Genomic DNA, 22,981 nt, shown 5'->3' with positions numbered 1-22,981 from the left:
AGACTACCTTCCTTGGCAGACGAAGACGACATTAGTCACGCCGTCAAAATTAATCGGGTCTGCGTTCATCACAAGATACTCAACGCCGCCACACAGCACGGTGTCGCCCACGGTTGGCTTGATCGGCAGTCCGACCGAGCTGATATAAATCTGCACGTCACCAGCTCGGATTGTCGTGCCGTCCAAATACCGCTGGTCGTACGCCATAGGCACGAGGACTGCCCCATAAGCGGTTTCCACCGGATCGCCGCCGTTCACCGGGTCTGGTGGGGCAATGCGCGTCACGGTGCCAGCTTGGCCGAACTCAGTGATCAGTTCAGCGGCAACGGCTTGGATCTCGGCATAGTTGAACGTAGCCATCAGCAACGGCCCCCGATCGACCAGATGCCGAAGCATTGAGCGTCGAGGTCTCGCAGGTATGGCGCCAGCATGCCGTCAACCACCGAAATCAATGGGGTGAGGAACGCGGCAGAGCCGTCTTCGCTGGACGATCCCTGATATTCTTTCTCGATCTGGCCGACCTTCACGCGCTTTACAGCTGTGGCCGAGGATCCGACGACCGAAAGGCTGCCCGGGTTCGTTGCCTCCTGGTAGGCGGCATAGAACGAGGCGTTGATGACAGCCAGAGGCACGACATCGGACGGGATAGCCACACCGCGGAGCGATGCCCCGGTGCGCGGCCACTGCCGTTCCTGATCGAAGGCAGCAATGAGACCGATGAACCGGTCACCATAGACAGCATCGATGTATTGGCTGCCGCGATTGCGGAGAACGGCGGGCGCCGGCGCGGTCACGGGCAGCGTGTAGCCGTTGTCGGTTAGCCACGCTGCGAACGTGGCGTCCTCGCCGTAGCCCGCCATTTATCAGGCTTCCTTCTTGTGCAGATCGACGAAAGCTTCCTTGTCCTCGTCGGACATTGTGTCGAAGCCCTCGACGTCGGCCTTGCGGAAGCTTTTGGTCACTTCCTCGCCGTCCTTGGTGATGACAAACCAAGCCCCGCCCTTGTCCTTCACGACATAGCCCGCCAGGTTGGTGATTGCTTCACTGCCTTCGACCGGCCCACCGGACAGAATGTCGTAGCGACCTGCCCAGCCCTTCGGCTCTTCGGCGACTTCCATTTCGTGACCGACCGGCATTTCTTCGCCGTTCTTGCCGTAGATACCGGTGGAGTTAAGCCCTTCCGGTGCTTTCAAACGAATCTTCATCGGTTCGGCCTCCTTTAGCCGTGATGATCGAGGGGGTGAAACGCTCCGCCCAGATGGTGAGCGGAGCGCTGGATCAGGTGTTGGTGGAGTAGAAGACGCCGCTCTTGCCGTTGTAATCGGCCCGGATTTCGAGGCCCATCGCACCCATTTTCAGGAACTGATAGTTCGCTGTGGGGTAAAGGCGCGGCATGGCCGTGGTGTTCACGGCCATGCCGATGATCGGGCGGATAAACTCGGACGAAGGGACGAAGCCGAAGAACTCGTTACCCGAGAGCTTGAAGGTCACCTCGATCTTGCCGATCCGGCGGTTGGTCAGCAGGTAGCTGAGCAGAGTGCCGCCCTTGAAGCCGTTCGCGCCGGAGTAGGAGCGGTCAAGGTTTCGTCCGATCTCCGGAGAGATGTAGATGTTGACCTTGCCAGTGATGAGCTGGGCGTCGAGCATGGCGCCAAGCGTCTGGGTGAAGAACGTATCGATCGCGTCGGACGTCGTGCTTGGCGACGTGAGATCGATGTTCGCACCGGCGGCGCCGATGTTGATCGCCTTCGCCAGAGGATTGCTGCGAATACCCGTGCCGGCATACCCCTGGAAGACGATCGAGGTGTCGCCGTTCAGGACATAGTCTGCCTGGTCCTTCTTGATCTTGGAGTTGGCGGCTTCCTCGTCGTCGGCGATCGCATCGAAGTTTTCCGACTGGAGCGTGTTCCATTCCCGCCATTCACGACCGTAGCCGTCCTGGAAGATCGGAACCGGCGTGCCGCGGTAGGCGTAAACGACCTTATCCATCGGAACCGGTACCTGGCCCGACATGGACCGGATGACCGGGTTCGCGGAGTCAGATGCCACGCGGGTCATGCTGACCAGCTTGCCGATGTTGATCGGGCGAGCCAGCGCCATGAGGTCGCGCATGTAGACTTCGCCTTCATCGTCGCGCAGAACGCGGCGAGTGATGCTGTCAATGTCCATCCACGCGTCACGGGGCAGGACAGCGGCGGCGTTCGAGAGCGATGCCATGTGCTCTTCCACCTGGTGGAAGTGCTCGCGGTTGATCGAAACGTCGGCCCACCATTCCGCATGCGGACGGGAGTTGGCAATGAGCTGTTCAGAGAAATAGCGCATCTGGGGTCTCCTTACGCCGCTGCCAGCTGGTTGCGGGCGACACGCGCCCGAACAAGCTGATCCGAGCCGGACGCGTTGTTGTAAGCCTCTTCGGCGATCATGATCACCCGCTGGCCTGTGGTTGCGAGGATGAACTTGCCAGCCGCATTGGTGGTGAGCTGAGCGCCACGGGCGACGTTGACGCCGGTCGGGATGCGAACGTTGAAGAACTGCTCATCGAGCATCTCCATCCCGACGATGCGGTCATTTGCGAGCCACGCATCATCAACGCCCTTCATCGCCAGGTAGTTGTCCTGAGCGATGTAGATCTTGGTGAGGGCGTTGGCGCCGGCCTGAGCAAAGCTCGTACCGGATTCGACCAGAGCGGTACCGGGCAAGATAGCAGCGGCGCAAAGGCGCTCCTGCACCTGCGGGAGGACCTCGGAGACCGGGCCCGCGAAAACCTTGTTATAACGGGCCATGGGTTATTCTCCCTTCGGCGGCTGAAAGCCAGGCTTGGTATCGCCGGACTTGAACGCGGAATTGAGCGGGGCAGCCTTGCCGGGCTCGGTTTTTGGCGCGAGAACGCGCAGCGTGTTCAGCGGGGTGGCCTTGGCGGTTGCCTCGTCGAGGAGGTTGGCCTTGACCACCTTGGCCACCAGCTCGGCGTGTTCAGCGTCGTCCTTGGCCTTCTGGTTGGCCACCATCTCCGCCTGCTGGTCGAGAACCGGCTTAAGCGCAGTGGTCACGGCGTTGGCGATCGTCTCACCGATCTTTCCCATGCCTTCCGAGAGGGTTTTGACCTCATCGGAAAGCGACTTGAACTGTTCGTCAGTGACGGACATATCGTCTTCCTTCGTGTTGGTTGAGGGTACCCGCCCGGAGCCGACGGCTTCCATGATCGCGGTTTTCACTTTGTCCCAGATGCCGATGTTCTCCCGGCGCCTGAGTGCCTCGACTAGACGGGTGCCCGCCCAATCGATTTCTTGGTCAGCAGCGTCCGTCAGCGACGAGTTGATGACCTGAATTTCTTCTTCTTCGCCCTTGGCGTTGACCAGCATGCCGACGCCCTGCTCGGGAGTGGCAGCGCCAGCCTCACCCAACAGAATGGCATCGTGGTCGAACACCATGTTACGGGCGACGTGCTTGTGATCCTTGGCGTCGTTGGCAGTATCGAGAGTGCAGAGCAGACCAGTCGAGGTATGGACAGCCTCGCCCTTCTCGATCGCCGCGAGCACCGACTTGCCGCCTTCGGAGCGGTTGGCGACTTCGACGTCAATCACCTTGTCGAGGAACACCCTGCCACCTTCACGCCGGACGTTCTCATTCCAAGCCCCGATGTATCCAAGGTTGATGCCCTCTGGATCGGAGGCGGAGACGAACTTGCCGTTGATGGTCGGGTGACCGAGCGGCGCCGGCGTCCGGTTCAGGCTGGTGAAGCTCTTCCCGATCTCATCGGCCGGATAGAGGATGCCGTTCATGATGACGTTGTCCGGCAGGGTTGCCGACGGGACGATCACGACGTCACGGCCATTGCGCTTTTCCTTGCGGACAGCCTTCACGTTCGCCAGTGACCTGACGTTGACACGTACCTGGGGCATGTTCGGTTATTCCTTGTTTGGTGCCGGTTTAGGGGCTGGCTTGCCGAGCGCGGCGGCCTGCTCATCATCCGTCGGCTCGTCGCGGTACTTGTCGGCATCACTTAAGGGCTCAAGCCCTACGACCTGTCGGATTTCCTCGTCGGTGAAGACATAGACGTTGGTGCCCATCTTCTGGTTGACGTCGGCCATCTTGACGGCGCGATCTACCTTCTCGACCATGGAGCTTTCCGTCAGGTCAGACTGATCGATGTACCAGTCCTTCTCCGGCAGGATGCCGAAGCGCTGCAGTCGGCTGACCAGGTCCATGATGTTCGGGTGCACGATGTTGGCCCGACGCGACATGCACGTCTGCGACCATTCATCAGCGTCTTCACTGGATGCCCGCTCACCCGTCTGCATACCGACGAGGATCTTCACCGGCATGTTGATCGAGGCTGCGAAATCCTGCTGCGCGATCCCGTAGAAATGCTCTGGCGATGGCAGCGTGACCGAAAGCGTCTTGGCCTGCATGCCCATCAGCATGAGCAGCTGGTCGAAGCCTGCGTTATAATCGGCGACCTGCTCGTTCATCTTGTCGGCGATATCTTCGACCGAAACGCCCATGACCTTGGCCATCTCGGTGATCTTGGCTTCCTTGTCGACCTCAAGCACCGGGGCAGACTTGGCGTTCTTCCAGAAGCCCTCGCCGCCGGCGCCTTTGACCTTCTCCATGTCGACCAGGGAGTTATAGCCGGGCTCAAGGATGGACTTGCCGTAGATTGTGCCGTCGTCAGACCAGATCACCACCCGGTCAGGATGGATGCGAAGCTGGCGATTGTTCTGCTGTCCGGTATCCACGGCAGATTCGTTGAACTGGTACATGACCGGTTCGCCGTAAGTCTCTGAGGTGGCGTCTGTATCGAACTCAGCGACTGTGAGCTGTGCAGCCCATACCGCGTCGATCTTGTAGAGTCCGTCCAGCCCACCGGGCACCTTGCCGACCGGCTTGTCGAATGCCTGCCCATCACGAAGTCGAAGGATCACACCAGAGTATCCGCCCACCATCGACATGCGATCGGCGGCGGCCAGCTTGGCCCATAGGCGCAGTGCGGCGAACTTCTTGCGGATCTCCAGTTCAAGCGGCGTCTCGTCGTTACCGTCGTCGGACTTCTTGCCCTTCTTCGTCTTCTTTTGCGAGCCGTCCCGCTCCTGCTCCAGCAGATATGGGATGTCCTGCCACGTCTTGATGGCGGTCTTATCCACCCCAGCCGCGGCGATGCCGTTGCGCAGGTACATTTTGTAGAGTTCGGAAAAGCCGAGCGTGGCCGGATACCCGAAGTCCTTGTAATGGTCGTGCTTGACGTTCGTGCCCGGAAAGAAACCCGGGAACATGCTGCCCAGGCGGCGTTGGGCATAGTTCGCCAGCCTTACAACTTGGTTCATCGGTGCTTTTTCCTCAGGAACATGGCGACGGCCGGGCCGGTGGCAATGTTGACGTTATCGGCCGCGATCACTGCGTCAGCCAGGTTGTGCGACTTCACGCCCAGGTCCTTCTTCAGCTTCAGCTTGGGAACGACGCGCTTCTTGCCTTCAGTCTCGACCCACCATGGCACGCATAGCTCGGTGAAGAGCGCGTCCAGCTTCTCCTTACCGATGGCAGACGAGAACGACAGAACGTCTTCCGGCTTGATCGCCTGCCCTCTGGTCACGGCATTGAAGGTCAACATGGCCTTGCGCGCCGTATTGGCCCATGCCTGCGCCTTCAGGTTCAGATATTCGTCCTTGTTGAGCGGGCTGTTGCCGTTCAGCGCATCGCTCGGCTTGTCAGGGTCCATCACAGCACCGCCGGCATGGAAGGCGAAATGCTCCACGCTGGCGCCGTTCGTCTCGTTCTGCTCATCGATGTAGCCACCAACGAAGGCGCCGACGCCGATCGTATCGTATGAGACCGTCGCTTCGGCGTGTTTTGCCTTGGCCCATACCCGCTTAGCGTTCTGGACGAGCTGATCCTTGCCGGATGACCAATCCTCGGCATCGGTGAAGATGCCGTCGATCTTGTCGGCCGTCGCGCTCTTGTCCTCGCCGTCGTCGGCCGGGTCGAAACCGATGATGTTCCGGCCGGTCAGTTCAATCTTAAGCACCTTGTGGGCATCAACACATGCGTCCAGCCAGCGGCGCTTGAAGATCGAAAGCTCACTGTCGCCGAGTGGCACGCCGCCGTAGATGTGCTCGAAGGTCTCGGGATCGCGCTCCTGCATCGCTGCGATGTCGCGCTTGGCCTTCTCCGAAAGGAAAGGGTTCGAAGTGTAGTTGATCTGATGCACCACACAGTGCGGCGGCGTGTTGATGACGAAGTTCTTCCAGACGTAGTCGGTGACCATCTTCGGGTTGAACAGAAGGATCGCCAGGCTGTCTTCCTTGCGGATCGTGGGCGCGATCACGTCCCATTGGTCGCCGGTAAGCTTTTCGGCCTCTTCCACCCATAGGATGTCGATATCGGACGTACCCTTGATTTCCTCAAGGTTGCGCTCGATGCCGTAGAAGATGAACTCCGCACCGCTCCGCCGGTGGATGATCGTCGTCTTCTGGACGTCGAAGGCATCCGTCAGGCCAAGGTGGCTGATCGCCCACTTCAGTTCGGTATAGACCGACTCCTGAATCCGGTTCTGAAAGCGCCGGATGCACATTACGCGCATCTTAACGCCGACGTGATCGACCAACCGGACCAACTGGCAGGCTGTATCTCGGGTCTTCGAGCTCGACCGGCCGCCATGAAGGACGGCGATATCGTTCTCTCCGAAGAATACCTTCTCCCAGAACTCAAACAGCGCCGGGTTGGTCAGCGTGGCGGCAGCAATCAGCCCTTCGTCTCTTGCCGCAGCACCTCTCGCCATGTCCTCGTCTCGGTCTGTATCGGAGCGCCGTCTGGTCCTGAGTGCTCGTGCCGTTCAACGAACATGCCCAGGTGCTTGCCGATATCGACCAGCGCACCCTTCTTGTCGTGGAGCTTGATCTTGATGCCGCCCGTGCTGTTCTGGCTGATCTCGGCAATTGCGCCGGCCGTGTCATCGTCGATCTCGTCGGAAGAGATCAGTGTCACGTTGTTGGTGACCACGTTCTTGATAACGAGGACATCACCGCCGTCGGGATTGTCTTCCTCGGTCACGAGAGTGCCCTGCCACTTGATGGCCTTGCGGATGTCGGCGAACCCGATCTTGGCAAGCTCTGCCAGGACGCGCTCTTTCGTGATGGCGAGCTTGTCTATGGCCTTCTCGGTGGCCTTACGCTCTACCGTTTGCTGCCACTCCAAAAGCTCGGTGACTCGTTGTCTGATGTTGTCTTTCTGCTGTAAGCGAGACGCGTTGCCGCGGTCAGGCTTGAAGCCTGCGGATGCATATGCGTCATCTGCTGTATTGCCTTTCGACAACTCTTGGGCGAACTTCTCGTGCCGGGTGTTTTTCAGGACTGGCATGAACGAACCTTAGGGGGCAGACGTGGGCTTTACCAAAGAGGAGATTACCGCTGAGATCAGACGTCGTGATGAGGCTAACCAGCGGGCGCGCATCGAGCAGACACTGGCATTGAACAACCCGAGCCTGCGAGGCGCGGACACCACCTGTATGCATTGCCTCAGACCGATGCATTCATGGCAGGCAACTGATTCAGATTACCCGCTGTGTGACATCTGCCTTTGATGTCTCGATCTCTACCCTCAGTGAGGACACAGAGCGGGACATCAGGTGGTGCCAAACTGGACATTTGCTGGGGCATCTCGAACCGGGCGTTTAAGCCCGGCTCTCCATTTCAGGACTGCGGGAGCGCTACCGCATTCGTTCCGGTTCGAGGGATAGCCCGTGGGTGTCGTAGCTCTCTCGGTAGACCGGCCGGAGATCGGCGATCTTGCGAAATTCGGTGACGCCGAAGGCACGCAGCGAGTGCCAGGTGTAGCCGGCGCCATAGCTTGATTGTCCACCTCTTCAGTTAGTGATATAAGCACATCCTAAAATTAAGTTTTTTAGGGGGTTCATCATGCGCAAAGCCGCGCTCTTCGGTTGCTTTCTCCTATATTCGGCGTCGGGGCTCAGCGCTTTGGCGATCGACCTGCCCAAGGACGCCAAAAAGGTTTCGATGGATGAATTTAAGGCACTTGCCGATGGCAAGCCTGTGTCCGTAGTTATCTTCGACCTTGGGATTCCCGTTACTGCCGGCCTGACGTGGGATTGGGCGAAGAAATCTATCACCGGCAAAGCGAATGCCAACGGTAAGGAGATCACTGTAAAGGCGAAACTTTCTTTTAAAGGTGACAAGGCCTGCGCCACGAACAAGGGGGAAAAGGCCACTTGCCACACGATCTACGTCGACGGGAACAAGTTCTACGAAGTGAGAGACGATATGCAGGTGCACGCTGTTTCTACCGTTGGTGGATAAAGCCAAAACAGTAACCGGCTCTCAGGACGGGCTTGGTTGGTACAGGCCTCCCAGTGAAACCCCGATGTCGTCCTGCCACGGTTCGACCGACCATAGCCGCCGCTCGTATCTCTATGCCGCCGCCTGCCGCTTCCCGTTAGCTCGCTGCAATCGCATGATGAGCCTGGCCGTGGCGCTCTTAACGCAACAAAAAAGGCCGGGGCGAAACCGCACCGACCTTCCTCATTATCGCTTAACTACCAGAGCCAGTACATCCGTGGTCAAAAGTGAAAAGCAACAACACGGCAATTGCGAGCGGCAGATTTATTCCAGCGCTCATCAGCAATGCCGATGAGAGTCATATAGTCGGTGATTGTGTCCAAAACAAGTACTTTACCTGATGTCGAGCACCGCGACCACAGGGCATGGCATTCCGAACGGAAGAACGCAAGTCGCGTTCTCTGGATTTCGTCGGCGTCGAGTTGACGCAAATCAGCCGAAGTCGCCCTACCCCGGTTTATACTACGCGGCAACAAGTTGATCAACTGCTATATTCACGGAACGTTCTCCTCCGAAAAGCGATATCAACACCTTTGCGTTCGGCCCATCCATGCCAAGAACAGGGACCACGAGGCCATCGAACGAGCCGCCGAGAATCTGGACGTTATCGCCTTCGGCAAACTCCTTGTGGGTCTCCATCCACTTCTGCTCCTTCGGTGCATCGATGGCGTTCTGATACAGGCGCATGATCCGCTCCATGCCGTCCTGGTCAAGCTTCATAGGTTTGCCGCTGATTCCGACAACGCCGGTGACGAGCGGGAGCTTGAACACGTCGAACCACATCGGGATACGCTTGGAGAATCCGGTGAACACGTACCGCGGCATGAGCGGATATGTGCGCAGCTCCTTGGTCTTCGTGTATTTGTTGCGCCGGCGCCATTCGCGGCGAACCGGAAGGAAGGTCGCCAGCCCGTTCCGGCGAAGGATGAGCTGCGCCACCTGCTCTTTCTGGGGCGGTACGCGCAATGCGAACCAGTGGAAGTTCTGAGCTGCTTCTGCTGCTGTGGTCATGGTGTTTCCTCGCTGTATGTTGAGCCGCCGCCGCGCTCAATTCTTGGTGGTGTAGGTCACTGGATCCAGCCCTCGCGAAGAGCCGTGGCGACGAGCGCGGTGTTCTTGCCCGCTCCGATCGCGTCCTTGGCTTGGGCGAGATGAGCTTGAGCCGTTCGGCGCTTGATGCCCATGATGATGCCGATCTCTTCAGCCGACTTGCCAAACGAAAGCCACTTGATGACTTCGAGCTGCCGGGCGCTGAGCGGGCAAACTGGAATGTGGATGTTCATCGTGGTGCTCCTTTCGCAATCCGGCTTTGAGAAATCTTGGATTTCGGTTCGGCTGGCCGGCGCTTCATGGCGTCGAGGCGGGCTTGCGTCTCGTCGTCGGTACCGGCATGGCGGTGATCGGTGGAGATGACGGCCGCCCCTGCTTTTGCCTTCCGAACCATGGCGGCCACCCGCTTCCTCACGGACGGGTCTGCCCGCTCGATCGCGATCAGCTCGCGCCGACGGTCATCTTCGGCGCGCTGGAATAGCCGCTCGGCTTCATTGCGGAGCCCTGCCCGCTCGGCTGCGAATGGCCGGACGATTGACCGGGCGTGCCTGGCGAACTCCGCGCAGGTTGGGACGAACTGGCCGGTGTGGTTTTCGACGCGACCCGCCAGGTAATCGTTGGCGGCTTCGGATACGACCCATTCCGGCAGATCGGCACAGGCCGCGCGGAACTCCGCGGCGAACTCGTCGACCTTGATTTCCGGCTGCGGCCGCAACTGGCCGCAAATTCGCAGCGCGGCGTCTCGGACGGCAATTGGTTTACCCGGCTCAAGCAGTCGGTCGATCTCGGCGACCCTTGCCGCGATCTGTCTTGCTCGACGGCGGTATTGTTCTGGAAGGCGATCGAAGATGTCTTTCGACACGAGGTCATGCATCGTTAAAAACCTCCATAATTGATTGGCGGGTGGACTTTTTTTGCGCGCTAGCGCTCTTTGAAAAAGAGTGTTTAGGTTTAGGTTCAGGGTAGCATTGCGTTCGCAATGCGTTCGCATCACCCTTTTCCTTGCCTTTCCAACGACTTGCAGCGCTATCGCGTGCTTTGGCCTTTTTGACCGATGCTTTTTCGCGTTCAATTTTGAGACGCTTCTGCACCCATCTTTTCCGGCGCTTATCGAGGGTCCAGAAGGCCATGACGATGGACTTCATCCCCTTCCACTTCGCCATCGACACACCGGCCTGACGGGAGAGCATGTCGTCATCGTCGGCCAGCGAGCAGTCGTGCGAGCGCCACGCCTGGAAGAGGAGAAGCAGGTATGCGCCGTGCTCTTCCGTCGTCAGGTGCTGGGTGTCGGCCAGATAGGCATCGGTCCAGAAGGGCATGCACGGGAGGTCAGCCATTTTTGACCACCTCGATTTCAATGCCGTAGCAAGCGCGCATAAGCTTGCGCTTCAGCTTAAATACATCGGTCTCAACACCTTTCACGTCTATGACGTGCCGGCGCTTGGTCCGATGGTCCCAATATCGAAAGTCCGCCTTGTAGATACAGACCATCAGCCCGTTTACCCAAAGCTCATACGGATGCTGACGATCAATTTCGGAGATCTCGCCCAGCCTCTCGCGCACTTTGAGGTCGATGTAATGGTCTCGTTCCGCGATGCTGTCGAAGCAGTATCCGTCATGGAGGACGCGCTTGGCGTTGTACTTGTTGCCGCGCTTTGTCTTCTTCTGGGAGAGGAGCTGGCGGCCCTCCTCGCGGGTGAGATGGATGTTCATGCCGCCTCTCCGATATTTTTCACGAACGCCGGAACAAATGTCTCACCTTCGCGTTCCGAGCCCGGGAGTGATTCGATTGGAGGAAGGCAATGCATCCGAATGAAATTCTCAACCCCACTCAACTCCAATGGAGCCCTGTGATCGTGCAGATGCCGGGCGGCCCTGTTCTGAAGGTTTGCGGCCCTCTTCAGGCCTTTGAAATCTTGAACCGACGAGCCTTGGGGAAACCTGGACGCCTTCACCTGCACGCACAGCAATGCTGCACGCTTGCTATGGAGCGAAAAATGTCTGCGGATCAGGCTCGGCAAGCTTTTGTCGCCGCAACGATGGATCATGAATTGCACGCGAGCTAAGGTCATGCGGCCTCTCCAAATTTGCCGGCTTCGTCGCCCCAAGCAGTCCACCCCCTGCGGTCGGTTCTGCTGAATAGGTCGAGCCTGTTCGCGCGAGGCATCAGCCTTTCGGCCTCGTGATAGGCCTCTTCTGGCTTCTCGGAGTGGCCGCGGACCTTTCCGTGAATGACCGACCGGGTGGATTTGGTCAGTTTTGGTTCGCCCCGCTTGGCGATGATGAACGGCTCATGCGAACCTCGCAGGCCGTAGCCCGTGCCAAACGACACCTTGCCGTGCTTGGTCATCTTCACCCACACACCCTCGGTGCAGTAGGTGAAACCCCATGCGCGGACGGTCGTCAGCTGCTGCGGAAGCATCGGCGCTGTGCACCAAAGCCAGAGCGTGCAGTTCGGCGCAGCAAGGTCGAGGACCGGCATAGCGTTGATCTCGTCGAGCGGCATGGTCTTGTAATGAGCCTGCGCAGACTTGCCCTCCCCCTTCTCCGAGCGCACGGCGAAACGCCACGGCGGATCCGCCATGATGAAATCGAAGCTGTGCGGGTGCAGGTCGCCGAAGGGCCATGTGTCTTGGAAGAGCCTCATGCTGCCACCAAGAATTGTGTCAGAAGCATTCGAGTGGAACAGTTCTCGCTAAAATACGTTTGTGGAACGCCGGACCTTCGGAGGACGCTATGATCAGCATCTGGGATGCGAACGTTGAGTTGAAGATTGAGGATCGTTTTCTCGTCATCAGGAACGCCCGAGAGGCGGTCGCGCTCCTGAAGAAGTCCTGGCCAGAGACCAAGAGCCCGAGTTACGCTGCAGCGCGAAAGGCATGCCTGGATGCAGCGAAGGGAGTTGTCCCGAACGCAGAGGCGCGGGCTGCGTTTGAGGCAGCGGCGAAGGAAGCCGGCATCCTGCGATAAGTGTGATGGAGGCAGTGTCTGGGGGAGAACCTGGATCATGCCGCCTGCCCCCGCCGCTCGAGCGCCTTCACATAGGCCGCACGGATTTCCTCGAACCGAGCGACGTCATATTCCTTGGTGGAAATCTCGTTTTCAGGACGAGGCCTCTTTGCCTCCCTGCCATGGTCTTCGAGCCAAAGGTTTGCGCTGGCGATGCGACGGTCGAGCCAGTCGATCATCTCGGTAGGTTCGGTCATGCCGCCCTCCCCGGAACATTGTGACCGGAGACGTGTTTGACGTGATCAACCAAGGAGAATTGACCATGACGATTCCCGTAAATCCCGGCCCAGATTTTCCCGGCCCGACCCCGCCCGTTCCGCCCATCGATGTACCCGATCCGGCGCCGGGCGATACCAATCCGGATCGCGCTCCCGACGACAAGCCGGGCCCGGGGCCAGACGAGCCAAGCATCCGTGACGTTCTGAAAGATTTGAGCTAACCGGATCATTCGGCAGCCTCGCGATACTCGACGAGGTGCTGGCAGTTGGCGGCGACAAGGGCGCGCGCCACCGGCGGCGATACGGAATTGCCGACGCATGACACCTGGACGCTCTTGCTGAACGGCTTGCCGTCGATGTCGGAATCAATCCGGTAATCATTGGGGAAACCCTGCGCGTTATAGAGTTCGCGCGGCGTCAGCATCCGCATACCGATATCGACGACGACGAAGGTCAGGCCGCCAATAGCAACCGTGACGAACTCCCGCTCATCCCAGAAGCCGTGTGACCGCATGAAATCGGCCACCTGTCGTGCCCGCTCCGCCTGATCCTCAGTAAACGGCGGGACGGCAATCTCGGCCTGCACATGGCCGAACCGATCCTTCGTCGTCACCGTGTGGTGAGGCTCGTCGAGGCGTGCCCCGTCCCCTGTGCCGTAGTATTTCTGCAGGTATGGCGTCACCAGCTGCGACTTGCCGGCACCATCGGCCATGACCGTCGCTGACGGCTGATCGATGGCCTGGCCGGTCGAGGTTCCGAACTGACGGGCGACGAAGGCAGAAATGACACCTTGCTGGCTTCCGGACTGCGTCACGGTCGAAAGCGGCTCCGCCATATCGCGGCCGGGATTGACCCCGCCTTCGCGGCGGCTGTCGTTATTGTGTTGCGCGACGAACGCGACGGCGGCGGCATGTTTTACGCCGCCAGCGACAATCGTGCCGAGAGGTTTGCCGACATCGAGGGATCTTGGCTGCTGGCCTTCACGCTCGCCATATCCAGTCTGGATCAGCGTCGGCAGGATGACCGAGTTCTGATCCTTGTTGCTGGCTGTGATAGTGTGGTGAGGCTCCTCAACGCTACGCACGGAACCGCCGTGTTGAGCTGCTGTCAGGACCGGCGCGACCAGTGTCAGCCCCGCCCCGCCCGCCGTGATCGTATGCGTCGGCTCATCGGCCCCGTTGAACGGCTTGCCGGCGTTGCGCATGGTCATCAGGTGCGGCGCGATCATCCCGAGCGGAGCACACCCGCCAGGCCGCTTGATATAGCTGTTGGCCGTGATCGTCGGCGCGGGCTCTCGCATGTCCGACCCTGTTGCGCCGGAATTAAACCGCGTGATCGACGGGGATATCACCGCCTTCTCGCCTCGGTTCGCCCCGGTGATGGTATTGAACGGCTCGGCCAGATCCTCCAGCCTTGCACCATGGGTCAGGTTGACGATGAACGGTCGCTCGGCATCGAGAACGTACCGCTTCATGCCACGGGCAACACGGGACATCGTGGCATCAGCGAGCGGACGAACGGCACGCAGCGCGTGCTTCGCCATGATCTGTGGCGATGTGTCGAAGATGGAAGGGCAAGCCAGCGACCAGTCGATGCACTCGGCAGCCGTGCGCCAAGGCAGCTTTTTCCCGGCGATGACGTCGCTGTCGGTCGGCTTGCCATGCGTCGGCTCTGGCCAGACTATTGGCAGACCGTCGCGGCGGGCAATGACGAACAAGCGCTTGCGGATCGTCGGGGCACCATAGTCGCAGGCGCGAAGCTCGCGGTGCTGCAACTTGTATCCGGCCCGGCGCATGGCCTTGCACCATTTCTGGAAAGTCTGGCCACGGCTATCAGGGCACGGCATCAAGCCACGCACTGTTTCCAGCAGCGGCCCCCATTCCTTCCACTCCTCGACGTTCTCCATGATGATGACGTCAGGCTTTGCCCGTTCTGCCCAGAGCACGATGATCCAAGCCAGGTCGCGGATGTTGCGCTCAACCGGCTTGCCGCCCTTGGCTTTGGAGAAGTGTTTGCAATCAGGTGAGAACCAAGCCAGCCCGACGTGGCGACCAGCGACATAGTCGAGCGGGTCTACCTTGAAGATGTTTTCCGAGAGGTGCAGCGTGTCAGGGTGATTAGCGGCATGCAGGGCCAGCGCGTCGGCATTGTGGTTGATGGCGATATCAGGCGAACGGCCCAGCGCCATCTCGATGCCGGTCGAAGCTCCGCCGCCGCCGGCAAAGCTGTCGACGATCAGCGGCGCACCACGGCCGACGGTTGCCGGATTGAAGGACAGAACATCATCAGTGAGCGGTTGCCTAAACATTGCTTGTCCTTCGTGCTGAAAAGAAAATCCGCATTTGCGCTGCAGTTGGGCGGCCGGGAGGAGTTAGCCGCCTGGTGGATCGTCGTCGGTCAACCAGTCTGCCCGGTCGGCCCATTTGTTGGCTCTAGCCCGCCATCGTCTCGCGATGAGCAGCCGCCGCATAACCGGCAAGCTTTTCATCCAGCGAAGCCAGACGGGCACGGAGTTCTCTTTGCTCACGGTGGCCTTCCTCCATAAGTGCGGCCTTCAAGGCTTCCATTTCTTCGGCATCGACGCGCTTTGCAGTTCCTTCCCAAAGGGAGCGGACGCGACGTTCGGTGAAGTCTTTCCGCACGCGACGAGAGATAAAGCGATGCGCCTCATAGAGCGCAGCCTTCACGCTTCCGTATCGGCGCTGTGGGAAAGCTTCCCTGAATAAGTTTTGAGCGTAAAACACGTCACTCATGCGTTTGCCCTTGTTCGACGTTTTCTTGTCACGCTTTGACAACACCTTGTCGGTCTCCTGTGCGATCATCTCCTTGTTGAACGGAGACTTGCGATGCGCAGGATTGGTACTTTGGAAAACGAGGCGGGGCTTTTTGACCTTGCAGGGTCATCTGACCCCGCCTCACTCAGGCCCGCCGCATGCGAACCCGTTATTATCGGCGATCTGGTCGCCGTGATCGTTTCCGACGCCGGGGCTATTGCAGCCGAGCGGCGTCTTCTGCGCGCCGGATCGAGGCGCGAATTTCATCGAATTTTGAGGGCGTAGACGCGATGCGCTTCTCACGCGCGGCATTAGCCTTCCAACGGTGAACCGCAGCCATGCCGACGAAGCCCAGCAGCACCAGCGCCAAGACTGACAAACCATAGAGACTGATGGCGAGAACAAGATCGGGAACGTTCGCAAATGAATTCACGACTTGATCTCCCCAAAGATGTGAGCGAGTTCATCGACGGCTGCTATCCTCGTGGCTTCCGTCCACTCGCTTGCCGGTCGGTCGAGAACGGGACGCGGTACCGCCGCACGAATGCCCGTCCCGTTCTCGACGGCCACCTGCGCCTGTACATCGATCGGATCACCGAAGATGCGGGCGAAATCTTTCTCGAAATCCCGCATGGCTCAGGCTCCCTCGAAATTGAGGGCGTCGGACGCCAGTCGTTCGGGCTGTTCATCTCCGAAGATCGAAAAGGCGCTGGATATGCTGAGGTTCATGACGCCTCGCCGACGTGCCGAGACGAGGCCACCAGCTTTACCGGCGGCCGACTTCGCAGGAGATTTCCCCGAGCGGCCATTGAAGAACCGGCCATGATTATTGGCGAACCGAGACACCGCGCTCTCTCGGCTACCGGGATACAACTGGACGCGCAGGTTCATTGCGACCTGTCGCGCAGTCATTCCCAGCGAGATACCGGCGTCGATCTGCTTCAGGCGATCTTCGGTTGATGCGTTCTTCCACCAGGTGCTCATGCTTCTTCCCTCACTTTTTCGACCGGCGCAGCAAGGCAGTCCCGGCAATGGGTTCGGCCTTGACCGCCGCAGGTCTCCTGACCGGGCCGCTTGCAGTTCGGGCGCAGGATCAGAGCGTTCGCGATCCTCAACTCGTCCATGGACAGCGCGGGCTTGGGAGTGGTGACGGCTTGTCCCGATTGAGCGTTGTCAATGCCGACGGTTTCGTCGGAACGGCCTGGATAGCGGTTAGAGCCACCATCCATTTTTGCGCCACCATCATCAGGGCTTGGTATGCTCGGTTCGCCGCCGGGAACCGCCAAGGCTGCGGGCCGGGTAACATCGTCTGCCGTTTCCGGCGAATTGGCGGGGAGACTACGTGCATCGGCCTCCCCTACGGGTACAGGAGCCGCAGCTACCTGTTCTTTGCCTCCCGTGCGGCAATCGTCAGCAAAGCCGACCGTCGAGGCGTGCTGACGCTCACGCACATCATCGGTCCTACTAGCCGGATCACTGGAAGCAGCAGCGGTCTTGCTGGTTGCCCCCTCCCCGACGTTCGCTACGGGATTGAACGCGGTCCTCTCGGTTACCGCCTCCGCCGCCTTGCGCGGGGATTGAAGTGCCATTGCTGCCGATCTGGTTGGCGTCGACGCGACAGGCTCGCCAGCGAAGAAATCAGGCTGCTCGATCATGCCGAGGGCGGCGAGATAAGTATCGAGGATCGCCTCGCGCTCCATACGCTCGTCGCGGTCCATCTTCCTGATCTTGATGACCTCTTTCAGGATCTTGGCATCGAAGCCCATACCCTTCGCCTCGCCGTAAACATCCTTGACGTCGTCGGCGATGGTCTTCTTCTCTTCTTCGAGACGTTCGATCCGTTCGATGAACGAACGAAGCTGATCTCTGGCTACGCCGTGTGCGTCACTCATGCTGATGCCCTCACCGCTGATGCATGGCGAGCAGCCAGCCATTTCCAATCGACGCCCCTAATCGCTTTGGCCGACGCCGCAGCGATGACGCCTGGCCAATGCTTCGGGGCGATGCTTTCCCGCAGGCGCATCTGGCGGGCGGCTTCGTATCCGCAACCGACATCGGATGCGAATTCGGCGATGGTGGGCCACTGATCAATGAGGGCCGAAATGGAAGAAGGTGAGTTGCTCATTCCTATATCGTACAAAAAGTACGACAGTAACGCAATAGCAAATCGTACACATTGCACGATGAAAATCGGTCATATTGTACGAATGACGGATCCGAAAAGCAGATTGAGAGAAGCGCGGGCGGCCGCAGGCTTCGCCTCGCCAACAGATGCGGCGAACGCTTTCCCTCGCGAGATCAATAAGAACACCCTGATCAGCCATGAAAATGGCAATCGGCCGATCTCCCGCAAAGCCGCAGAGAAATACGGTGACCTTTTCGGGGCAAAAGCCGGCTGGATACTCTTCGGCGAGAATGCTGCAGATGACGGCTCTACGCCTGCAAGAAAGCCCGAGGTGTCCCTATATCAATCCGGCCTGGTTGCGGCACGTGTGGCGGGCACTGTTGAAGCTGGAACGTTTCGTGAGGTCGACGAATTCGACCAGTCGGAGCCGGTGGAGATCCAAGTTCCGCGCGACGAGAAGTTTCCGAACGCCAGGCAGTTGCTCTTTGACGTCGGCGGCGATTCACTGAACGAGCTGCGCCCTCGCCCCATCCTATCCGGCGACCGGCTGGTTTGCCTGGCTTATGAAGACGTGGCCCACGAGGTTGAGCTCCGCGACGGCATGGTCGTCGTGGTGCAGCGAACCCGGGACAGCGGACATTTCCGTGAATGGTCGGTGAAGCAGATCGAGCTTTATAACGACCGGGCTGAATTTCACCCGCGATCATCGAACCCCAAGCACAAGCCGATTGTCGTGCATCATGACAGCGAGGCGGATGATGGAGTTTCGGTCGAGATTATCGCGCTCGTCAGGCGCGTCATGAATGAAATGCCGGGGTTCTGAACAATGGCATACGAAAAGCCGTCCTGCTCCATGAACCAGTTAGATAAGGGCTGCAGTCGACTGTTCGCTACCAATTGCAATGCCACCGAGTGGACCGATGGGCTTCAACTGCTCTCGAACTGGCGTGCCTCACATAGCTACCCACTAAATGCGCTCAACACGACCTTACGGAACCGGGTGCTGTCCGTGGATCAGACAGCCATTACGGCACAACGACTTAAGCGACTTGACTCTGTCCTGCGTAAGCTAAGGCGACGTCCGACTATGCAGATGTCCCAAATGCAAGACGTGGGTGGATGCCGGGCTGTAGTTGGCGGCATGAAAAACCTTGGTGAGGTTTTGCGCATGTACGTTGATCGGCCGCTAAAGCATACATTGCACAAGGTTGACAACTATATTGATAACCCAAAGTCCGACGGGTATCGCAGCATCCATATGCGATATAGGTTTGCAGGACGTGCCACAGCTTCGCCGTGGAATAATTTGCGCATTGAGGTTCAGATACGTACAAAGCTGCAGCACTCATGGGCGACAGCGGTTGAAACAATCGATGCCTTCACTGGAGAGAATATCAAATTTGGTGTTGGCACCGAAAAGTGGCGACGTTTTTTCGCGCTTATGGGGTCGGTGCATGCGTTGTATGAACGTCAAACTCCTGTGCCGCTTACCCCTTTAGACACCAAGGAGTTGCGTGAAGAACTTGCTGAACTGTCGGCCAGCCTTAACGTGCCATATATGTTGCGGTCTTACGCACGGATAGGAAAGCAGGTTCAAGGGTATAAAAACGGCAAGGACTATTGGTATCTTCTTGAATTGATGCCTAGCACCAGCGAGGTGCGGATGACATCCTATCCCACCCGCATGTCTGATCAGGCGAAGACTGATTACGCGGAAGCGGAAATGCGGTTCTCGAATTCGCTTAATCAAGCCGTGCTTGTGTCCGTAGATTCTATCAAAGACCTTCAAAAGGCCTACCCAAACTTTTTTGGCGATACTCGTCTCTTTCTGTCGAGTTTAGAAAGGTTTTTGAGCGATAATAATCTTCCGCGAAATAAAATGTTTCCAAACGTGTAGATTTTTCAATCCTATAGGCATTTGTTATTTCAACCTTTCACGCCGCGCACCCAGCTTTGCCGTAGTTTGTGAACGCCCTGCATACCTGCGCAATCTCCTGCATGAACCATCGTTTCGGCTCCTTGCACATGTAGGAATCGCCGTCGTCGCCGACGAAGTTCATGATCGGCAATACGCAAAACTCATCGCCCCCGCCTATCGGCGCAAACGGAGCGACCATGAACGAGTTGCCGGGAAACCTGCCGCCCAGGTAATGCTCAAGCCGTTCCTTCGATGCGATGATCTTATCCCGTTGCTCGAATGGCGGGACCACTATGTATTGAATCACGTCTCTCTCAGTAGGCATAGGGGTCTCCTCCTCCACTGATTCCGACTAGCCGGCCAATGACGCTATCGCAGGGTCGGCAGCGGAATGGGATTTTCTCCAAGAATACACTCTCGATCAGCTCGTCGGCGTCGCGCGGCACGTCGTCACCGACGGGCATCTCCACCACTTTGAAACTATCTCTCAGGCAGTTCTCGCACCGAATGTGGAGTGTGAACGGCGCGGCTGATTTCAGAACTGCATAGCCCATTTTGTTCTCCTTTCGTTCTATGAAAGCAGAACGTCGGCGGAGAGTCGAATCGATTCTTTGGCTCGGGCAAAAATACCAGCCCGCCGTAAATCGTACAAAATGTACTTTACACTCTATCGTACATAACGTACGTTCATCTCAACATACCGCTTTACCGGAGTTGGGACATGGACATCCAGGCAGCAGCAAAGAAGATCATCGACGAGGCGAACACTCGCAGCCCCGGCGCCGCTTCGATCTACCTCGCAGAGAACATCCGCTTCCATCAGGACAAGTGCCGGAAGATCGTCGCCGCTCGGGCAAAGCCTGCCGGTTGGACGCTCGGCAAGCATACCGAACTGATCCAGATGCTGATCTCGGCACAGTCTGAGCGCCATGCCCTGCAGGTGGCGGCATGAACACGCCTCTCCACTCCCTTTACGACAAGATCGAAGCTCTCGGCGGCGCCGTGAACAACGCTGAGGATCGCGCGCACCAGCAGGCAGTTGATGCCGCTCTGTCGATCCTTCGGGACGCCGGCTTCGGTCGCGGCTCCTTCATTTCTCAGGCTGAGCGTCCGCGCCAGTTCCAGATGGCGGCGGAGTAACGGCGATGACGCGTCCCGATCTGGTCATCCGCCCCTTTATCACGCTCACGCCGTCGGCAATCAGCCCGCGCGATCCGAACAACTGGCTGGCCATCGCCGCCACGATCTTCTTTGCGCTCGGCTTGGCCGTCGCAGTTCAGCTTTAACCCGAAAGGACCATCGCAATGAACGCAGTCGCAGCAGTGAACCTTTGGCATTGGTGGCAGGAAGCATGCGCGGGCCGCTTTGGTCCTATGCATGAGGGCCAGCCCGAGCAGGGATACTATCGGACCCGTTTCAAGGACGGCCAGTGGGAGCCGGTTGCTCTGTGGTTCGAGGGTGGCGAGTGGAAGGCGATGCGCGGCGAGCGCATGGTTGATCCCGCCGACGCCTGGAACTTCTGCCGGACCCACCCGATCAACTATGAGGCCTATCAGAAGGCTATCGACGGCGCTGGGTGGGACGACGAGCCGCCTGCCCCTGCAATCGGCCACAATCTGCCGACCGACCCGTTCGAAGCCCTCCAGGTGGAATACGCGGCCGAAAAGGAACAGGCCGAGGCGTTCATGAAGACGCCGATCAAAACGCAGGCCGAGGCCGATAAATCGGCGATCTGGTCGAAGCGGCTGGCGACCATCGCCAAGAAGGCGACCGACCTGCACAAGGTCGAGAAGCAGCCGCATCTCGATGCTGGCCGTAACGTGGACAACAAATGGCGCGACCTCAAGGAAGAGCCGGACGCGCTGAGCAAGAAGCTCAAACGCCATCTGGATTCCTTCCTGCAGGAGGAGGCCCGCAAGGAACGTGAACGGCAAGCCGCTGCCCGCGCCGAAGCCGATCGCATCCAGCGAGAAGCCGACGCCGCCCGTGCCGAGGCCGAAAAGGCAGCTGCCAAGCCGACTTTTGATCCGGTGTCCATCGCCGAGCACAACAACCGGCTCGCCGAGGCGGAACGGCTGGAAGAGCAGGCCGCGCAGGCCAACCGCGACGCTCAGGCGCGCAACGCTTCCGCAGGCCGGACCGGCGCCAAGGTTTCGCTCCGCACCTTCACGTTTGCCGAGATCACCGATTTCGACAAGCTCCTGATGGCGCTGAAGGATCGTCAGGAAATCCGCGAAGTCGTCGAGACCCTTGCCAACCGCGCCGCGAAGTCCGGCGTCGAGTTGGCCGGTATGGCGATCCGTTCCGAACAGAGGGCTGCATAATGACCGAGCTGCTCAACACCACCACTTCACTCGCCGTCGCTGCCATCAAGTTCAAATGGCAGAAGGATGAAAAGACCTATGACTATTTCATCCCGGAAGCCCTGACCGTCAACGTCGGCGACAAAGTCGTCGTCGAAACCGCACGAGGCGAAACCACCGTCGAGGTCATGGCGATCAAGCCCACCTCCGAAATGGCTCAGAAAAAAATCCTTCGCATCGTCGAGCCTGAAGCTGACAAGGGAGAAGTCGCATGAACGCTCATATTCCCGCTCTCGTCGGCGGTGGCCAGGTTATGGCCATCATCCCGCAGACCTTCGAGGAAACGTGGCGTGTGGCCAAGGCCGTCTATGTGGCTGGCCTCGCCCCGGCTGCACTTATCGGGAAGCTTGAAGGTGAGGACGCGATCAGCGCTGTAGCGGTCTCGATGATGTCGGGAGCCGAGCTTGGACTGAAGCCGATGGTCTCGCTTCGCAGCTTCACGGTCATCAACGGAAAGCCAGCGCTGTATGGCGATGGCCTGATCAACGTCGTCAGGCAGTCCGGAAGGGTGACCTATCTTCGAACCGGCTGCGACACGGTCAACGATCAAATGGTAGGTTGGTGTGAAGCGAAGCGCAGCGACACCGGAGAAGATAAACGCGTCGAGTTCAGTCAGGCTGACGCGGTTCGCGCCGGATTGTGGCCGAACAGCCCGACGATTCGCCGCAAGATATGGGAAAACAACCAGCAAGTCTGGAAGGATGTCCCGAACGACACACCCTGGGCTCGTTTCCCCCAGCGCATGCTGGCATGGCGCGCGGCAGGTTATTGCCTCCGAGAGCTGTTCGGCGACGTCTTGGGCGGCATTCGCGACGAGTTCGAGGTTCGCGAGATCGCTGACATGGAAGAAATGCGCGACGTCACGCCAGCGACGGCGGCGGTCACGAAACCGCAGCCACCGAAGCCTCCTGCCCCGCCTGCGCCGCCTTCCGCGAAGGTTATTGAGGCCGAACCCGCTCAGGCCGCCGAAGCCGAATTCAATCTCGGCGACTTCCTCGATCAGATCGAGACCTCGTTGGCCAGCGCCAAGGATGAAGCCGACGTCGAAGAACTCTGGACTGAATTCGACGCGCCGGCGGTCCTCGAAACCGAAGGACATGCCGACATGATCGATGCGGCCTATGCTATCCGCGACCGCCGCCTTTCCGCTCTCTCAACTGTGAGCGCTGGCTGATC

35 protein-coding genes and 1 pseudogene are annotated in these 22,981 nt (G+C 59.0%); 11 read left to right on the top strand and 25 right to left on the bottom strand.

Features of this window, described 5'->3' with window-relative positions:
- Nucleotides 1-3: 3 nt before the first annotated feature.
- From ASC96_RS22510 to ASC96_RS22470, 9 genes are all read right to left on the bottom strand, one after another.
- Nucleotides 4-360, bottom strand: a complete 357-nt coding sequence (locus ASC96_RS22510) for a hypothetical protein (protein ID WP_060505318.1) — start codon at nucleotides 358-360, stop codon at nucleotides 4-6.
- Nucleotides 360-860 (bottom strand): DnaT-like ssDNA-binding protein, encoded by a 501-nt coding sequence (locus ASC96_RS22505; protein ID WP_060505317.1) that lies wholly within the window; start codon nucleotides 858-860, stop codon nucleotides 360-362. Before ASC96_RS22505 ends, ASC96_RS22510 begins: the two co-directional genes overlap by 1 nt.
- 3 nt (nucleotides 861-863) lie before the next feature.
- Entirely contained in the window at nucleotides 864-1,205 is a 342-nt protein-coding gene (locus ASC96_RS22500) for a hypothetical protein (protein ID WP_060505316.1), read from the bottom strand.
- 73 nt (nucleotides 1,206-1,278) lie between these two features.
- A complete protein-coding gene (locus ASC96_RS22495; protein WP_060505315.1) occupies nucleotides 1,279-2,322 on the bottom strand; it encodes a major capsid protein in 1,044 nt (347 codons plus the stop codon).
- An 11-nt stretch (nucleotides 2,323-2,333) separates the two neighbouring features.
- Nucleotides 2,334-2,783, bottom strand: coding sequence for a hypothetical protein (locus ASC96_RS22490; RefSeq protein ID WP_060505314.1), 450 nt, complete (start codon nucleotides 2,781-2,783; stop codon nucleotides 2,334-2,336).
- Nucleotides 2,784-2,786: 3 nt separating this feature from the next.
- A complete protein-coding gene (locus tag ASC96_RS22485; RefSeq protein WP_060505313.1) occupies nucleotides 2,787-3,902 on the bottom strand; it encodes a hypothetical protein in 1,116 nt (371 codons plus the stop codon).
- Between the two features lie 6 nt (nucleotides 3,903-3,908).
- Nucleotides 3,909-5,324 (bottom strand): phage portal protein, encoded by a 1,416-nt coding sequence (locus ASC96_RS22480; RefSeq protein ID WP_060505312.1) that lies wholly within the window; start codon nucleotides 5,322-5,324, stop codon nucleotides 3,909-3,911.
- Nucleotides 5,321-6,775 (bottom strand): PBSX family phage terminase large subunit, encoded by a 1,455-nt coding sequence (locus ASC96_RS22475; RefSeq protein ID WP_082512220.1) that lies wholly within the window; start codon nucleotides 6,773-6,775, stop codon nucleotides 5,321-5,323. Before ASC96_RS22475 ends, ASC96_RS22480 begins: the two co-directional genes overlap by 4 nt.
- The gene (locus ASC96_RS22470; protein ID WP_060505311.1) at nucleotides 6,739-7,353 is read right to left on the bottom strand and encodes a terminase small subunit; all 615 of its coding nucleotides are present in this window, start codon (nucleotides 7,351-7,353) and stop codon (nucleotides 6,739-6,741) included. The genes ASC96_RS22475 and ASC96_RS22470 overlap by 37 nt, the downstream gene beginning before the upstream one ends.
- 557 nt (nucleotides 7,354-7,910) lie before the next feature.
- On the opposite strand from ASC96_RS22470, the gene ASC96_RS22465 reads away from it, so the two are divergent.
- Nucleotides 7,911-8,309 (top strand): hypothetical protein, encoded by a 399-nt coding sequence (locus ASC96_RS22465; RefSeq protein ID WP_060505310.1) that lies wholly within the window; start codon nucleotides 7,911-7,913, stop codon nucleotides 8,307-8,309.
- Nucleotides 8,310-8,810: 501 nt separating this feature from the next.
- Here the strand turns inward: ASC96_RS22465 and ASC96_RS22460 are convergent.
- The 7 genes from ASC96_RS22460 to ASC96_RS22430 are packed head-to-tail and all read right to left on the bottom strand — an operon-like array spanning nucleotide 8,811 to nucleotide 12,045.
- Nucleotides 8,811-9,359 (bottom strand): transcription termination/antitermination NusG family protein, encoded by a 549-nt coding sequence (locus tag ASC96_RS22460; protein WP_060505309.1) that lies wholly within the window; start codon nucleotides 9,357-9,359, stop codon nucleotides 8,811-8,813.
- A gap of 56 nt (nucleotides 9,360-9,415) precedes the next feature.
- A complete protein-coding gene (locus tag ASC96_RS22455; protein WP_060505308.1) occupies nucleotides 9,416-9,631 on the bottom strand; it encodes a LuxR C-terminal-related transcriptional regulator in 216 nt (71 codons plus the stop codon).
- Nucleotides 9,628-10,272 (bottom strand): hypothetical protein, encoded by a 645-nt coding sequence (locus tag ASC96_RS22450; protein WP_060505307.1) that lies wholly within the window; start codon nucleotides 10,270-10,272, stop codon nucleotides 9,628-9,630. Before ASC96_RS22450 ends, ASC96_RS22455 begins: the two co-directional genes overlap by 4 nt.
- Nucleotides 10,265-10,735, bottom strand: a complete 471-nt coding sequence (locus ASC96_RS22445; protein WP_060505306.1) for a DUF1376 domain-containing protein — start codon at nucleotides 10,733-10,735, stop codon at nucleotides 10,265-10,267. The genes ASC96_RS22450 and ASC96_RS22445 overlap by 8 nt, the downstream gene beginning before the upstream one ends.
- The gene (locus tag ASC96_RS22440) at nucleotides 10,728-11,111 is read right to left on the bottom strand and encodes a DUF1064 domain-containing protein (protein ID WP_060505305.1); all 384 of its coding nucleotides are present in this window, start codon (nucleotides 11,109-11,111) and stop codon (nucleotides 10,728-10,730) included. The genes ASC96_RS22445 and ASC96_RS22440 overlap by 8 nt, the downstream gene beginning before the upstream one ends.
- Entirely contained in the window at nucleotides 11,108-11,470 is a 363-nt protein-coding gene (locus ASC96_RS34060) for a hypothetical protein (RefSeq protein WP_060505304.1), read from the bottom strand. The genes ASC96_RS22440 and ASC96_RS34060 overlap by 4 nt, the downstream gene beginning before the upstream one ends.
- On the bottom strand, nucleotides 11,467-12,045 hold the full coding sequence (locus ASC96_RS22430) for an MT-A70 family methyltransferase (protein ID WP_060505303.1): 579 nt from the start codon (nucleotides 12,043-12,045) through the stop codon (nucleotides 11,467-11,469). Before ASC96_RS22430 ends, ASC96_RS34060 begins: the two co-directional genes overlap by 4 nt.
- Before the next feature lie 89 nt (nucleotides 12,046-12,134).
- Here ASC96_RS22430 and ASC96_RS22425 point away from each other — a divergent pair, with 89 nt between their 5' ends.
- A complete protein-coding gene (locus ASC96_RS22425) occupies nucleotides 12,135-12,368 on the top strand; it encodes a DUF982 domain-containing protein (RefSeq protein WP_060505302.1) in 234 nt (77 codons plus the stop codon).
- 35 nt (nucleotides 12,369-12,403) lie between these two features.
- On the opposite strand, the gene ASC96_RS22420 is transcribed toward ASC96_RS22425, so the two are convergent.
- Entirely contained in the window at nucleotides 12,404-12,604 is a 201-nt protein-coding gene (locus tag ASC96_RS22420) for a hypothetical protein (RefSeq protein WP_060505301.1), read from the bottom strand.
- Nucleotides 12,605-12,669: 65 nt separating this feature from the next.
- On the opposite strand from ASC96_RS22420, the gene ASC96_RS33470 reads away from it, so the two are divergent.
- On the top strand, nucleotides 12,670-12,846 hold the full coding sequence (locus ASC96_RS33470; RefSeq protein WP_200956647.1) for a hypothetical protein: 177 nt from the start codon (nucleotides 12,670-12,672) through the stop codon (nucleotides 12,844-12,846).
- A gap of 5 nt (nucleotides 12,847-12,851) precedes the next feature.
- Here ASC96_RS33470 and ASC96_RS22415 read toward each other — a convergent pair whose 3' ends face one another.
- From ASC96_RS22415 to ASC96_RS22390, 6 genes and pseudogenes are all read right to left on the bottom strand, one after another.
- The gene (locus tag ASC96_RS22415) at nucleotides 12,852-14,933 is read right to left on the bottom strand and encodes a DNA cytosine methyltransferase (protein ID WP_060505300.1); all 2,082 of its coding nucleotides are present in this window, start codon (nucleotides 14,931-14,933) and stop codon (nucleotides 12,852-12,854) included.
- 124 nt (nucleotides 14,934-15,057) lie between these two features.
- Nucleotides 15,058-15,447, bottom strand: coding sequence for a hypothetical protein (locus ASC96_RS22410; protein WP_060505299.1), 390 nt, complete (start codon nucleotides 15,445-15,447; stop codon nucleotides 15,058-15,060).
- Between the two features lie 166 nt (nucleotides 15,448-15,613).
- Entirely contained in the window at nucleotides 15,614-15,832 is a 219-nt protein-coding gene (locus tag ASC96_RS22405; RefSeq protein WP_060505298.1) for a hypothetical protein, read from the bottom strand.
- Nucleotides 15,829-16,032, bottom strand: a complete 204-nt coding sequence (locus tag ASC96_RS22400; RefSeq protein WP_060505297.1) for a hypothetical protein — start codon at nucleotides 16,030-16,032, stop codon at nucleotides 15,829-15,831. Before ASC96_RS22400 ends, ASC96_RS22405 begins: the two co-directional genes overlap by 4 nt.
- A 3-nt stretch (nucleotides 16,033-16,035) precedes the next feature.
- Complete coding sequence (locus tag ASC96_RS22395; protein ID WP_060505296.1) at nucleotides 16,036-16,383, bottom strand: hypothetical protein; 348 nt, start codon at nucleotides 16,381-16,383, stop codon at nucleotides 16,036-16,038.
- Between the two features lie 656 nt (nucleotides 16,384-17,039).
- Nucleotides 17,040-17,291: pseudogene (locus ASC96_RS22390) on the bottom strand (DUF2312 domain-containing protein); the annotation flags it as partial.
- Nucleotides 17,292-17,606: 315 nt separating this feature from the next.
- Between ASC96_RS22390 and ASC96_RS22380 the strand changes: the two are divergent.
- Together ASC96_RS22380 and ASC96_RS22375 are read left to right on the top strand one after the other, a co-directional pair.
- Nucleotides 17,607-18,347: a S24 family peptidase gene (locus ASC96_RS22380; protein ID WP_060505294.1), complete on the top strand. Its 741-nt coding sequence runs from the start codon at nucleotides 17,607-17,609 to the stop codon at nucleotides 18,345-18,347.
- Nucleotides 18,348-18,350: 3 nt separating this feature from the next.
- The gene (locus ASC96_RS22375; RefSeq protein ID WP_060505293.1) at nucleotides 18,351-19,421 is read left to right on the top strand and encodes a RelA/SpoT domain-containing protein; all 1,071 of its coding nucleotides are present in this window, start codon (nucleotides 18,351-18,353) and stop codon (nucleotides 19,419-19,421) included.
- 37 nt (nucleotides 19,422-19,458) lie between these two features.
- Here ASC96_RS22375 and ASC96_RS22370 read toward each other — a convergent pair whose 3' ends face one another.
- Both ASC96_RS22370 and ASC96_RS22365 read right to left on the bottom strand, forming a co-directional pair.
- On the bottom strand, nucleotides 19,459-19,767 hold the full coding sequence (locus ASC96_RS22370) for a hypothetical protein (RefSeq protein ID WP_060505292.1): 309 nt from the start codon (nucleotides 19,765-19,767) through the stop codon (nucleotides 19,459-19,461).
- On the bottom strand, nucleotides 19,757-19,996 hold the full coding sequence (locus ASC96_RS22365) for a hypothetical protein (RefSeq protein ID WP_060505291.1): 240 nt from the start codon (nucleotides 19,994-19,996) through the stop codon (nucleotides 19,757-19,759). The genes ASC96_RS22370 and ASC96_RS22365 overlap by 11 nt, the downstream gene beginning before the upstream one ends.
- 167 nt (nucleotides 19,997-20,163) lie before the next feature.
- Here ASC96_RS22365 and ASC96_RS22360 point away from each other — a divergent pair, with 167 nt between their 5' ends.
- From ASC96_RS22360 to ASC96_RS22340, 6 genes are read left to right on the top strand one after another with little or no spacing between them, the layout of a single operon-like run.
- On the top strand, nucleotides 20,164-20,394 hold the full coding sequence (locus ASC96_RS22360; protein WP_060505290.1) for a hypothetical protein: 231 nt from the start codon (nucleotides 20,164-20,166) through the stop codon (nucleotides 20,392-20,394).
- Entirely contained in the window at nucleotides 20,391-20,582 is a 192-nt protein-coding gene (locus tag ASC96_RS22355) for a hypothetical protein (RefSeq protein ID WP_060505289.1), read from the top strand. Before ASC96_RS22360 ends, ASC96_RS22355 begins: the two co-directional genes overlap by 4 nt.
- A gap of 5 nt (nucleotides 20,583-20,587) precedes the next feature.
- On the top strand, nucleotides 20,588-20,728 hold the full coding sequence (locus tag ASC96_RS32945) for a hypothetical protein (RefSeq protein ID WP_156397703.1): 141 nt from the start codon (nucleotides 20,588-20,590) through the stop codon (nucleotides 20,726-20,728).
- Between the two features lie 18 nt (nucleotides 20,729-20,746).
- Nucleotides 20,747-21,766 (top strand): hypothetical protein, encoded by a 1,020-nt coding sequence (locus ASC96_RS22350; protein WP_060505288.1) that lies wholly within the window; start codon nucleotides 20,747-20,749, stop codon nucleotides 21,764-21,766.
- A complete protein-coding gene (locus ASC96_RS22345) occupies nucleotides 21,766-22,020 on the top strand; it encodes a hypothetical protein (protein ID WP_060505287.1) in 255 nt (84 codons plus the stop codon). Before ASC96_RS22350 ends, ASC96_RS22345 begins: the two co-directional genes overlap by 1 nt.
- Complete coding sequence (locus tag ASC96_RS22340) at nucleotides 22,017-22,979, top strand: recombinase RecT (RefSeq protein WP_060505286.1); 963 nt, start codon at nucleotides 22,017-22,019, stop codon at nucleotides 22,977-22,979. The genes ASC96_RS22345 and ASC96_RS22340 overlap by 4 nt, the downstream gene beginning before the upstream one ends.
- Nucleotides 22,980-22,981: the final 2 nt, after the last annotated feature.

The organism is Rhizobium sp. Root1204 (assembly GCF_001424965.1).
Taxonomy (GTDB): domain Bacteria; phylum Pseudomonadota; class Alphaproteobacteria; order Rhizobiales; family Rhizobiaceae; genus Pararhizobium.
The sequence above is the reverse complement of the archived record's forward strand: the minus strand, read 5'-3'. Positions and strand labels throughout refer to the sequence as shown.